This is a genomic window from Amycolatopsis azurea DSM 43854 (assembly GCF_001995215.1).
GTDB lineage: Bacteria > Actinomycetota > Actinomycetes > Mycobacteriales > Pseudonocardiaceae > Amycolatopsis > Amycolatopsis azurea.
This window is the reverse complement of the sequence record NZ_MUXN01000010.1, coordinates 22132-34039: the sequence shown is the minus strand read 5'-3', so window position 1 is coordinate 34039 and position 11908 is coordinate 22132. Positions and strand designations below refer to the sequence as shown.

The 11908-nt window shown below is 69.7% G+C and carries 11 protein-coding genes; 2 read left to right on the top strand and 9 right to left on the bottom strand.

From position 1 onward, the window contains the following. Positions 1-12 precede the first annotated feature (12 nt). The 8 genes from B0293_RS14240 to B0293_RS14205 form a co-directional block, all read right to left on the bottom strand. Complete coding sequence (locus B0293_RS14240; protein WP_039919806.1) at positions 13-444, bottom strand: SRPBCC family protein; 432 nt, start codon at positions 442-444, stop codon at positions 13-15. Between the two features lie 263 nt (positions 445-707). After that, the gene (locus B0293_RS14235) at positions 708-1334 is read right to left on the bottom strand and encodes a hypothetical protein (protein WP_005167326.1); all 627 of its coding nucleotides are present in this window, start codon (positions 1332-1334) and stop codon (positions 708-710) included. A gap of 298 nt (positions 1335-1632) precedes the next feature. Beyond that, positions 1633-2289: a response regulator transcription factor gene (locus B0293_RS14230; protein ID WP_005167325.1), complete on the bottom strand. Its 657-nt coding sequence runs from the start codon at positions 2287-2289 to the stop codon at positions 1633-1635. Beyond that, positions 2268-3338 (bottom strand): hypothetical protein, encoded by a 1071-nt coding sequence (locus tag B0293_RS14225; RefSeq protein ID WP_039919805.1) that lies wholly within the window; start codon positions 3336-3338, stop codon positions 2268-2270. The genes B0293_RS14230 and B0293_RS14225 overlap by 22 nt, the downstream gene beginning before the upstream one ends. Next, positions 3331-4434 (bottom strand): sensor histidine kinase, encoded by a 1104-nt coding sequence (locus B0293_RS14220; RefSeq protein WP_005167323.1) that lies wholly within the window; start codon positions 4432-4434, stop codon positions 3331-3333. Before B0293_RS14220 ends, B0293_RS14225 begins: the two co-directional genes overlap by 8 nt. A 25-nt stretch (positions 4435-4459) precedes the next feature. Further along, positions 4460-5359, bottom strand: coding sequence for a TolB family protein (locus B0293_RS14215; RefSeq protein WP_005167322.1), 900 nt, complete (start codon positions 5357-5359; stop codon positions 4460-4462). Continuing rightward, entirely contained in the window at positions 5356-6570 is a 1215-nt protein-coding gene (locus tag B0293_RS14210; RefSeq protein WP_005167321.1) for an MFS transporter, read from the bottom strand. The genes B0293_RS14215 and B0293_RS14210 overlap by 4 nt, the downstream gene beginning before the upstream one ends. A 16-nt stretch (positions 6571-6586) precedes the next feature. Continuing rightward, the gene (locus B0293_RS14205) at positions 6587-8707 is read right to left on the bottom strand and encodes a metallophosphoesterase (protein ID WP_077241312.1); all 2121 of its coding nucleotides are present in this window, start codon (positions 8705-8707) and stop codon (positions 6587-6589) included. Positions 8708-8897: 190 nt separating this feature from the next. Between B0293_RS14205 and B0293_RS14200 the strand changes: the two genes are divergently transcribed. Then, entirely contained in the window at positions 8898-9797 is a 900-nt protein-coding gene (locus B0293_RS14200) for a helix-turn-helix domain-containing protein (protein ID WP_005154070.1), read from the top strand. 71 nt (positions 9798-9868) lie between these two features. Further along, on the top strand, positions 9869-11506 hold the full coding sequence (locus tag B0293_RS14195; protein ID WP_063936628.1) for a choice-of-anchor A family protein: 1638 nt from the start codon (positions 9869-9871) through the stop codon (positions 11504-11506). Here the strand turns inward: B0293_RS14195 and B0293_RS14190 are convergent. After that, complete coding sequence (locus B0293_RS14190; protein WP_005154074.1) at positions 11503-11898, bottom strand: nuclear transport factor 2 family protein; 396 nt, start codon at positions 11896-11898, stop codon at positions 11503-11505. The two genes, B0293_RS14195 and B0293_RS14190, sit on opposite strands and share 4 nt — an antisense overlap. Between the last annotated feature and the right edge of the window lie 10 nt (positions 11899-11908).

Genomic DNA, 11908 nt, shown 5'->3' with positions numbered 1-11908 from the left:
GCATCACGTGAGCTAGAGCGCTTCGAGGGCCTTCTTCATCTCCGGGACCAGCTCGTCGCCCATCTTCTCGAACTGCCGCTTCAAGAAGGGATCCGCGAGTTTCGCCAGTCCGTGGAACTCGATGGTGGCGTGGTAGCTGATGGTCGTCGTGCCGTTTTCTTCGCTCACCGTCAGGTCGTCGGTGGACGTGGCGGTCTTGTTGTCGCCGACGAACACGACCCGTCCCGGTTCGAGCCGGTCGAGGCGGTAGGTGAGTTCGGTCTTCTTGCCGCGGAACTCGGACACGTTGTGCCACTGGGCCCCGACGACGATCGGGCCGGTGTCGGACCGGGTGCAGGACACGGTGCCGGGGTCCCACGCCTCCGCGTGCGCGAAGTCCTTCAAGTAGTCGACGACGGTCTGGGCGGGGGTGCGGACTGTGATCGTCCGATGCACGTGAACCACCCGGTCAACGGTACGCACGGGTACCGGACCCCGCAGCGTGGCCAGGGAGAATCGACGGTGCCGCAGCTTTCGCTGTGTGGAGTCAGGACACTCATCGTCCCTGAATCCACGCACCGCGCAGTGTCACCTCAAGTGCGCAAAGGGCGCCGGAACCGAGGCCGGCGGGGTGGTCGTGAGGTCCGTGCCAGAGAAGTACGTGAAGGCCCCCTTCCTGTACCCAGGCGCAAGGAAGGGGGCCTTCACGTACTCGAAACGCGCAGAGACTACTTCTTCCAGAGGATCGGCTTGTCCTTGTAGCCGTCACCGTCGCTGAAGGTCGCGCCGCCGACGTCGTTGCCTTCCTTGACGGCCTGGAGCCCACAGGTCTCGAACGTCGCGCCGACGGTCTTGAAGTCCTTCTTCGCGGTCTCGGACTGGCACTTCGGGGTCTCGCCGGTGATGATCACGCCGGTGCCCTTGCCGTCCGGGCCCACCGCGCGCAGCCGCACCGAGCTGTAGGTGAGGTCCGTGCCGCCGACATTCTCCACCGAGATCCGGATGTACACCGGGAGCATGCCCTTGGCCTTGTCGCCGTACGCGGCGAGGTCTTCCTTCGCGCCCAGTTCGATCGCCTTGACGGTGATCGCGATGGTGCCGGCCTTGTCGTTGCCGTACTTGAACGGGACGACGGCGCGGTCGCCGACCTTCAGTTCGCTGCCCGGCGCGGTGGCGTCGGCGTTCGAGACCGGGACGGTGCCGCTGGTCGCGGGCGAGGAGGCGGGGGCCGACGACGACGGAGCGGGCGCGGGGGCGGGAGCCGGGCTGCCCGCCTCCTCCTTGCCGCCGCACGCGGAAAGCAGCAGCACGGCGGCGCAGCCGATGGCGGACAGGGCGATGCGGTGGAACTTCATGGATCTCCTCGGACTCCCCGCCGAATCGGCTCCGGCGTGCTCGCCACGCACCGTAGTCGACAACGGAGTACGACGGTGTGGGCCGTTCGCACCACAGACGATCACGAATCGGTTGCGCTGATCAGCCCAGCCGGGGTCATTTCCTCCGGATGACCGGCTTGTCCTGGTAGCCGGCACCGTCACTGAAGGTCACGCCTTGACGCCTTGGTGCCCTTGCCGCCGCCGTCCATCGAGCGCAGGGTACGCAAGGTAATCGCCGAAAAGGTTCGACGCTGTGGCCCGTTCGCACCACAAACGATCACAAATCACTCACGCCGATCAGCCCGTCCTGGATCGCCCGCGCGACGAGCGCCGCCTTGGTGGGCGCCTCGCGGCCGATCTGGGCGTACTTGACCCGGATCCGTTCGAGGTGCGAGTTGACCGTGTTCGGCGAGATCCCCAGCCGGTGCGCGACGAAGTCCTTCGATTCGGACTGGAACCACTCGATGAGCACCTCGGTCTCCCGCGCGGAGAGGGCGGGACGCCGCTCCGAGCGGTCCCCGGCGAGCGCGCCCGCCAGCGACGGCGGGGTGTACGACCGGTCGGCCGCCGCCGCGCGAACGGCTTCGAGGAGGTGTTCCGCGCCTTCGGCCTTGGTGAGATAGCTGAGCGCGCCGAGTTCGAGGCACTGCAGGACGGTCTCGTCGTCGGCCCGCATCGAGTAGACGATGACGCGGCGACCCGCTTCGGTGAGCCGTCGCAGGTCGCCCATCGCCGGGGTGGTGCTGTTGAGGTGCAGGTCGAGGATGACGACGTCGGCCTGCGCGCCCTCGCCGATCCAGGCGGCCCGCACGTCCTCGCCCTCGGCCACGACGGTGACCGGCGGGGTGCCCGAGGACAGCCAGTGCACGACCCCGGCCCGCACGGCCGGATGATCGTCGACGACCACCGCGGTCAGTTCGGTCGCGAACGCCATTTCGCCTCCATCCAGGATCGTTCTCCGAGTGCGTGCCATTCGACGTCGACGGCGCCTGATCCGTTCGGTGGTTCCGCGGGTTCACCGTCGGTGATCGCCGCGACCCGGATCTCGTCGCCGGTCCGCAGGACGCTGACCCTGGCCTGGGACCGGGCGGCGACCAGCGCGGTCATCAGCGGGCCGGTCAGCTCGCGGCGGACGTCCGTCGGGACGGGCGCCGCCTCTCCACTGACCGCCAGCGTCACCGTCAGGCCCCGCCGTTCGGCGAGATCGACACACGCCGAAACCTCGTGCACCAGCGGATCCGGGACGTCGTCGTTCTCCGCGAACAGCCGCCGCAACTGCGTCGCGGCGAGCGCGCATCGTCGCCGGACCTCGTCGTCACGCGGGTCCAGGGTGTGGTCGGCCAGTCCGGCGAGCAGCGGCAGGGTGGCGCCGAGCTGACCCGCGAACCGGCTCCGCTGGTCGGCTTCCCGTTGTTCGGCGAGAGCCTTGCTGTGCGCCTGCCGGTCCCGTTCGGCCGACGCTTCCGCGGCTTCGCCCGCCCTCCGGTTGACGACCCTGATCAGCGTCAGCGTCGCGGCCTGGAAGGCGAGCACGCTGAGCCCGACGATCACCGCGCTGCCGATCTCGCCGCGATCGGTGGGCGCGGAACCGATCTGCCGGAGGAAGGTGAGCGTCATGTGGAAGACGAGCGCGGCCATCGCGAGCACGGGCCGATCCAGGAGCAGCACCAGCAGATGCCAGCCCGCGAGGCCGGACGCCCAGCCCCCGTCGCCGAACAGCTGATCCGGGGGCATCGCCCAGGCAGCGGTCGCCGCCGCGGCGAGGACGACCACCGTCCCCGGGAGCGCGACCGGCCACGGGACCGGCTTCCAGCGCAGCACCCACCACGCCGCGACGACGAGCACGACGGCGAGCGCGGCGAACGCGATCCGGCTCGCGGTGTCGTCCAGCCGGACCAGGCTGAGCCCGACCTGGACCACCGCCGTCGCGAGCAGGACCGCGATCCGGCAGCCGCCCAGCACCCGGTCCGCGGTCTCATTCATGGGGCCACACCAGCTCCACCGTGGTCCCCGCGCCCGGCGCGGAGGTCACCTCGGCCCGGCCGCCCGCCGCGGCCATGCGCTCGACGAGCGAACCGCGGACGCCTCGCCGCTGCGCCGGGGTCGCCGCCGGGTCGAAACCGCGGCCTTCGTCCCGGACGGTCACCCGGACGCCGTCCTTCACCGTCAGCCGGGCCTCGCCGACGCCGGCGTGCCTGTCGATGTTCGTCAGCGCCTCACGTACGGCACGGACCAGGGCGAGGGCCGCGGACGCCGGGATCGGCGCGATCGGCGACCACCGCGTCTCGACCTTCACCGGGCTCTGCGCGAGGACGCCGCGCAACGAGGTCTCGAGGTCGACCACGCTGCCGGGACCGGATTCTCCGGTGAGGATGGCGAGATCGCGGCGGGCGTATCCGGCGACCTCGGCCGGGTTCGTCGTTTCCCCGCGCTGGGCCACCGTGAGGAAGGTGGCCGCCGCCGTGTCGTGCAGGACGGCCAGATACTCCCGTTCCTGCCGTCGTCGTTCCACGGCAAGGGATTCCTCACGTGCCAGCCGGGCCCCGCGCTCGCGGAGAGTGTCGATCCGGCGCGTCGTGCGTGCCAGCAGGAGGAACGCGCCCCGCGCGAGACCGGCTTCGAGCAGCACCCGCAGAACCACCGAGAAGCTGTCCTCGAAACCGAGCGGCACCACCTCGATCGCCAGCAGGACGGCGACGGCGGGCACGGTGATCTTCGGTGGCCATTCCCACTGAAGGGTGATCGCGGTGATGGTGAGGACGTTCAGTGCCCACTGGTTCAGTTCGCCCGCTTCGGGTGCGGTCAGGAACTGGGTGCCGCAGATCGCCGCCGCGCGCGTCAGCGTCAGCGCGAAGGCCACCGGCCTGCCCCTGCCGCTCTTGCCGGACAAGAGTTCGGCCACCGCGGTGGCCAGCGCCAGCGCCAGCAGTCCGAAGGCGAGCGGGAGTGCGCCCGACGGCGTCGCGAGCACGCCGAAAACGCTGATCACCAGCAGTCCCGCGCCCCGTGCCGGGCCGGCGAACCGGCCGACGACCGTCAGGAACTCCGCTTCGACGGAGGGCTCACGATCTGACGGCACGGGCAGCAGTCAAGCAGGCGAACGGTCACCGCACCACCGCGGGGGATGAGGCGGCCGGGCGGACCAGGACGGGCGCGCCGGTCCCGTCGGCGGGCACCGCGTGGATCGCCTTGTCCCGGCCGTAGGCGACGGTCCGGTCGTCCAGCCACTGTGGCTGGTCGTCCAGATGCGCCGGGTCGGCGAGCGGGACGTCGTGGCCGTCCACGAGGGACAGTACGTGTAGCCGCCACCGGTCGCCGTCCCGGAACTTGTAGGCCACGCGGGTACCGTCCGGCGAGAGCGACGGGCATTCGACGTTGCGCCGCAGCGCGGTCAGCGTCCGGCTCCGGAGATCGCCCCGCACCAGCCACGTGCCGCCCGCCGATCTGGCGGTGGCGTAGAACGTCAAGTCGTCCCGGGCGAAGGTCACGCCCCAGTAGTTCAGATCCTGTCCCGTGTACGGCTTTCCGTCCACGATGAGCGCGAAGTCCTCAAGGGAGCCGAAGTGGTTTCCGGTGTCCAGATCGAAGATCCCGGCGGTCGTGGAGAACGTGCCGACCCCGCCCAGATAGGAGTCACCGGCTCGGAACACCGTCCAGCCCACCAGCCGCCCGGACGGCGACACCCGGACCCGCGACGGCGTTCCCCATTCGGAGATCAGCCGCGGTTCGGCCCCGGGTTTCGTGACGACCAGCTCGGCCTGGTCGGGGATCGCCGTCGCGCGCAGGCACGCCAGCGTCCCCGCCGCGACGTCGACGCGCTGACAGGACGGCCCGACGCGGTCGTCCTGCCGGACCCGGCCCGACTCGTCCACGTACAGCATCCCGCCATGGGCCAGGTCCAGCTGTTGTTCCGCGATCGCGTCGCCGGAGCGGAGGCCGACGAAGACCGCCCCGGCCACCACGGTGACCACCACGGCGGCGATTCCCGCCCACGTCCGTTTCATTTCACCCTCGTTCCGGCCAGGACCGACACCAGCAGCACCACGGCGAAGACCGCGAACGCGGGCCGCAACGCCGTCCCCGCCGCCAGCGCGCCGAACAGAACCGCGCCCGCCGCCCTGGCGAGCGACTGTCCTGTTTGGACGAAAGCCAGCCCGGTGGCCCGCAACGACTCCGGGACCAGCGGCGAGGCGTGTGCCATCAGGACGCCGTCCGTGCAGGCGTAGAACACGCCGTGCGCGGTCAGGACGACCGCCGCGACGAGCCAGCCGCTCGCGGAAACGGCCAGAACCACGTACGCGGCGAGCAGCACGACGTGGCCGCCGAGGAACACCTTCCACCGTCCGGCACGGTCGGCGAGACGTCCGATCGGCGACGCCAGGGCCATGAACGCGAGCGCCGTCGCCAGCGGTAGCAGGGGAAGCGCTGCCGGCGGCAGCCCGGAGGACTGCTGCACGCCCACGAACAGGAACATGTCGCCGACCGTGCAGACGCCGAGCGACGCCGCGGCCAGGCACGTGCCGCGGAGACCGGGCCGGCGCAGCAGGGCGAGACCTTCCCGCAGCCGGACCCGCGACCGCTCGACCGTCCCGGCGGGGGTGCGGACGAACACCGCCAGCACGATCACCGCGATCACGGCGAGGCAGAAGCTCACCCCGAACACCGCCGGATAGTCGCCGACGAGGACGGTCAGCAGGCCGAAGGCGATGATCGGCCCGAGCAGCGCGCCGGCGGTGTCCATCGCGCGATGGACACCGAACGCGCGGCCCAGGCCGTCGGCAGGCGTGGCGAGGGTGATCATCGCGTCCCGGGGCGCGGTGCGGATGCCCTTGCCCGCACGGTCGGCGCCGATCACCAGGCCGATCGCGCCGAGCGAGGACCCGGCGACGGGGAAGGCGAGTTTGGTCGCCGCCGAAAGGCCGTAGCCCACCAGGGCCACGGCCTTCGGGCGGCCGAGGCGGTCGGCGAACCAGCCGCCCGCCAGTCTCAGCAGCGCCGTCGCGCCCGTGTAGAGCCCGTCGATCGCGCCCAGCTGCAGATAGCCGACGCCGAGCCCGTAGACGAGGTACATCGGGAGGACGGCCGTGACCATTTCGGCGGACATGTCCGTGATCAGGCTGACCACGCCCAGGCCGAGCACGGTGGCGGGTACGGCGTGCTTCGCGCGGCCAGCGGGCCGGGCGGCGTCAGAGGAGCGAACACTGGAGAGGTACATGTCCGGCCTTCCCGCGCTACGCGGTGACGCGAACGTCGTCGACCGCGGACTCCCACAGCGACGCGGTGCTCGCGTCGGCTGCCTCGACCACCAGCCGCACGCTCCGCCCGGCGAACGACGCCAGGTCCGCTGTGCCGCTCTGCCAGGCACCCGCGACCTCGGCCGCGGAGCCGAGCTTCTCGAACACCGTCGTCGGCGTGGTGCCGTCGAGCACGCGGAGCCGCAGGTAGTCGGCGGAGGTCGCGTTGTCGCCGTGCGCGAAGGTGTAGGAGAACGTCAGCTTCCCGCCCGCGGGCACGGTGAACGCCGGTGAGGTCATCGACGACACGCCGCCGTCGAGGTCGTTGGCGCCGTACTCGGACCCGGCCAGCCGCCCGGTGACCAGGCAGTTCGCGCCGCTGGTCGTGTCGCCGCGCTGCTTGATCTGGTTGCTGTAGGTCGACGTGGTCTGCTCGGGATCGCCGCGTTCCCAGCTGCCCGAGGTGGCGGTGTCCGCCGCGGCCGCGTTGACCTGCCAGCCCTTGTCGGTCTCGAAGTCGTCGGCGAACGCCTCACCGCCGCCCGAGCCGACGCTGACCGCCACGTTCGCCGTCCTGCTGACCGAGCCGGAGGTCCCGGTGACCGTGGCCGTCGCCGATCCGTTCGCGGACGCCGACGCCGACAAGGTCAGCGTCGCCGTCGCGGTGCCGTTGGCGGGTGGGGTGACCGACGACGGTGAGAGCGTGCCGGCCACCCCCGCGGGCAGGCCCGACACCGACAGGGCGGTCGCCGACGTGAAGCCGCCGCTGCTGCCGACGGTCACCGAGACCGATGCCGTCCCGCCCGGCTTCATCGACACCGTCGAGGGGCTGGTGCCGATGGAGAACGCGGGGGAGGAAACACCCTTCTTGCATTTGCCGCTTGTCGTGTCGGTGAAGGTCCGGCCCGACACCGGCACGAAGTCGCTGCGGTAGTCGGACGCGGTCAGCGTCAGCCTGCTCACGCCGAAGGTGTTGGTGTTGCCCTTTTCCTGCACGGCGGCCGACGACTGGTCGAAGTTGTAGTAACCGCGGCCGCCGGTGCCGATCAGCAGCTGGCGGACACCGTTGACGTCGTCGCGTGTCCCATCGGGCCGCGACGGCGCGAACCGCTGGTAGTTGTGGTCGTGGCCGACGACGACCAGGTCCGCTTTCGCGTCGTAGAGCGTCTGGAAGAACGGGTTCACCCCGGTGTCGTCACCGTGGGTGCCGCGGCTGAAACGAGGGTGGTGGAAGAACGCGGCCGTGCACGGCTTGGTGCTCGCCGCGAGGTCGTTCTTGAGCCAGGTCACCTGCGTCGAACCGCTGCTGTGGGTGATGTTCGAGTTGAGCGCCACGAAATGCCAGTCGCCGACGTCGAAGCTGTAGTAGCCCTTGCCTCGTTCACCGGCCTGCCTGCCGAAGTAGTCGAAGTAGCCCGAGGCGCCGGAGGTGTTGTACTCGTGATTGCCCGGTGTCGGATAGGTGATGGACCGGAACTGGCCGTAGTACGGGTCGAACTTGCTCTTGTATTCGGACAGCGAGCCCGAGTCGTAGGCGTTGTCCCCGGCGAGGATCAGCGCCTGCGGGTTCATGTTCTTGATCAGCGGGGCGGTCTGGTTGCACGAAGACCCGCAGACGTCGCCGACCGCCGCGACGGTCGTGGTCGCCTCGGCGAGCGGCCGGGCACCCGCCTGGTAGGAGTCGATGGCGAACCGGCTGGCGGGGTCGGACAGCGCCGTCGAGACCCGCACGCAGTCGCCCTCGAAGGCGCGGGTGTGGAAGGCCTTGCCCGGCCAGTGCTGGGCGGTGAGGGTGAACGAGCCGGCGCGGCTGCCGGTCAGCGTCACGGAGTCGTTGCCGCGCAACGAAAGTTCGGTGAACCGGACCCGCAACCACTGCGCGCCGGCGGCGCATACGGACCGGGGTGAGGCGGCCTGAGCGGACACCGACACAGGGCCGTCGGTGACACCGGACTCGACCAGTTGCGGAACCTGATCGGCCACTTCGGGAACGGCGGGCGGCGCGGCTTCGCCCGCCTGTGGCTGGGCGGCGACCAGGAAGGCTCCGGTCGCCAGAGCGGAGGTCGCGACGGCGAGCGTCCGGTGGCGCCATCGCCGCTGTCTTGTCGCTGAGCACATGGGAATCCTCTTCCGGCTATGCAGGGACGACGATCAATTCGGGAATATGCAGGGAATTCCAGGATTCTTCCGACCCTAATCACGGCCGGGCCGTCGTCAACGAAAAGCCGTTCTGGACGCTGGACAACTCTGAACGGACCAGGTTTCACCCGACGAAAGTCGGGCGTTTCGGGCAGTACGCTTCGCCTTCATGACGAGCACCGTTCCGGCGGAATTCGGAGCCGCTCTGCGCGCCGCGATCGAGCGCAGCGGGCTGAGTCTCAACGAGATCAGCCGTCGTCTGCGCGCCAGGGAGACGCCGGTCAGCATCAGCGCGCTCAGTTACTGGCAGAACGGCGAGAACCGGCCCGAGCGGGCCAGTTCGCTCGCGGCCGTCACCGCACTGGAGGCGATTCTCGGTCAGCGGCCCGAAACGTTCACCGGCCTGCTGGGACCGCGGCGGCCGCGCGGCAAGGTGCACCTCCGATCTGTGGCCTACGACCAGGTATGGCGCCATCCGGAGACGTTCGCGCGCGCGTTGGCCAAAGTGGACGCGACCCCGGAGGATCTCGACACTCCACACCGGATCTCGCAATACGTGTCGTTCCGTGTCGACGGCGACGGTCGCGAAGAGTCGATGCGGGTCCGTCGCCTGATCCGCGCCGATCACGACGGCACTTCCCGGTTCCTGTTCGTGAACCGCTGCTCCAGTCTCACCAGGGAACCGGTGGTGCTGTTCACCGAGGGCTGCCGTATTTCGCGGTTCCGCGCCGACGTCCCGTCGTCCACCTGCGCCTTCGAATTCACGCTGGATCGGACCCTGGCCGCGGGAGAGCTGGCTTTCGTGGCGTTCGGCGTCCGGTTCCCGCCGGGGCAGACCGGGAAGCACGCTCAGATGGCCATCTTCCGGCCCGCGAGGGAACTGGCGTTGAGCATCGCGTTCGATCCGGACTGTCTGCCACGGCGATGCGCCGCGTTCTTCCAGTCGCGCTGCGCCACACCACCGGAAGAACGCGGAGAGATGACCTTCGACCAGGGGAACTCCACTTTTCAGTTCATCACCCTCGACCCGCTTCCCGGGCAATACGGAATTCGGTGGAGCTGGACCTGAAACCACCCGGACGGGGGTATTTCCGGATTCCGATTGTGTTCATCCGGTCGATGGGCATGAGAATCGCCCTCATGCGTGCAAGGCGATTCGCCTCCATTTCTGCCGGTGCCGCCGCTGCGGTGTGCGTGGCCACCCTCGTGGTCGCCGACGGCGCGGTCGCCGCCCCTTTGCCGGGCGGACTGGGACCGTGCGTGGGTTCCGCCTGCCCCGGCACATACCCGCCGGTGAACAACGAGGACTACGCCGGCCGGGACAACGGCATCAATGTTTACGTCGGCGGCGAATTCCAGGTACGCGAAGCGGCGGCGGAAGCCGAAGGACGAGTCGTCGTCCTCGGCAATTTCGACATGGCGAAACGTGAGGGCGCCTCCGCCATCTACAACGTCGGTATCGCCGGTGTCGGATCACGGGTCCCGCCGCCGGACGGCGCCGATTTCCTGACCACCGGTGGCGATGTCAGCGTCGCGGCGGACCAGCGGCTGCTCGCCGACGGCGGCGTCGTCCGGCACGCGGGAACCGTCACCGGGACGGTGGTCGGCACGCTCGAAAAAGACCCCGACGCGGCGAAACCCTACGTGGGCCTGCGCGAGGATCTTCAGGTGGCGAGCAAGTGCTACGCCAGGGAAGGCACCACGCCGCGGCCGGCCACCGGCACCGCGGTCAACCAGGGCTACCGCACCCTGTTCACCGGGGACGGGAAAGCCGCGCTGCAGGTGTTCAACGTCGACTTCGACCTGACCGGCGGCACCGGCGGTATGCAGGGGATCGAATTCGAGGGCATCCCGGCCGGGGCGACGATCCTGGTCAACATGGTGGGGGCCGCCCGGACGATCAACACCTACACGGGTGACCTGAACGACCAGGACCCGCTGAACAAACTGCGGGAACGGCTCCTGTGGAACTTCCCGGACGCCACCAAGGTGAAGATCGCCGGTGGCGCCCAGTTCCAGGGCAGCGTGCTGATCGGCGAGCCGGGCAGCACCGCGACCGTCACCGCGTCCGGCATGAACGGCCGCTTCTTCACCACGGGTTCGCTGGTGCATAGCTCCGAGGCCGCCGGTGGTGGCGGGCAGGAGTTCCACGCCTACCCGTTCACCGGCGACCTGCCCGAATGCGGCAGCACGCCGACCACGACGCCGAGCAGTTCGACCTCGACCTCCACGTCGTCCTCGTCGTCCTCGTCGTCCAGCTCGACGAGCCCGACCACGACGAGCAGCTCGCCGACGAGCAGCAGTTCGACCACGACCAGCAGCTCGACCTCGCCGACTTCGACGTCCAGCTCGCCGACCTCGACAACGTCGACCTCCACCACGCCGACGTCGACCACGTCGTCGAGCCAGACGAGCACCACGTCGAGCAGCAGCACGTCAAGCAGCTCTTCGTCCAGCCCGACGTCCTCGAGCAGTACCTCGTCGAGCAGCAGTGCCACTACCTCGTCGAGTCCGACCAGTTCGAGCAACGCGTCGTCCAGCAGCAGCGCGCCGACCACGAGCAGTTCGTCGAGCACGACACCGGGACCCGGAGTGACCACGTACACGACACCGGGTCAGCCGGGCGCGACCACTCCGGGGGGCGGGCCGACCGACAGCGGACCGCTGGCCTCGACCGGCAGCGAGATCCGCGGTCTGCTGGTCACCGGCGGTTTCCTGCTGCTGCTCGGTGGCGCGCTGGTGGCCCTCACGATCCGGTCGAGGCGTCGCGAATCCTAGGTCGACGGAAGGTCCATGATGCCGGTGGCTTGTGACCAGGCACAACGCCACGTGCCGCCGGCATCGGTGTAGACGTCGGTGTGCCAGGCGTCGTGCCGCGGGATGTCCGCGCCGTCGACGGTGAGTTCGATGACGCACCGGTAGCGGAGGACGACGACGTCGGTGCCGACGATGGCGTCGACGTCGCCGATCAGCTCCAGTTCCCGGTAGGCGACCCGCCCGGTGGTGAGGAGTTCGAGGTATTCGGCCTTCGTCCACACGGTGCCGGTCGGGCTGCACAACCGGTACTCCTCGGCGTGCAAGCGGTCGTAGGTTTCGCGATCCACGTCGAGGAGACATCGGATCCGATCCTGCTCGGCCTTGATCACCTGGCCGGCCACATCGTCGGTCATACCCGCTCCT

Coding starts and splice junctions, on each gene's coding strand:
- B0293_RS14195 (WP_063936628.1), top strand. CDS start 9,869: ATGCGTGCAAGGCGATTCGCCTCCATTTCTGCCGGTGCCGCCGCTGCG.
- B0293_RS14225 (WP_039919805.1), bottom strand. CDS start 3,338: ATGAATGAGACCGCGGACCGGGTGCTGGGCGGCTGCCGGATCGCGGTC.
- B0293_RS14235 (WP_005167326.1), bottom strand. CDS start 1,334: ATGAAGTTCCACCGCATCGCCCTGTCCGCCATCGGCTGCGCCGCCGTG.
- B0293_RS14210 (WP_005167321.1), bottom strand. CDS start 6,570: ATGTACCTCTCCAGTGTTCGCTCCTCTGACGCCGCCCGGCCCGCTGGC.
- B0293_RS14215 (WP_005167322.1), bottom strand. CDS start 5,359: ATGAAACGGACGTGGGCGGGAATCGCCGCCGTGGTGGTCACCGTGGTG.
- B0293_RS14190 (WP_005154074.1), bottom strand. CDS start 11,898: ATGACCGACGATGTGGCCGGCCAGGTGATCAAGGCCGAGCAGGATCGG.
- B0293_RS14205 (WP_077241312.1), bottom strand. CDS start 8,707: ATGTGCTCAGCGACAAGACAGCGGCGATGGCGCCACCGGACGCTCGCC.
- B0293_RS14230 (WP_005167325.1), bottom strand. CDS start 2,289: ATGGCGTTCGCGACCGAACTGACCGCGGTGGTCGTCGACGATCATCCG.
- B0293_RS14200 (WP_005154070.1), top strand. CDS start 8,898: ATGACGAGCACCGTTCCGGCGGAATTCGGAGCCGCTCTGCGCGCCGCG.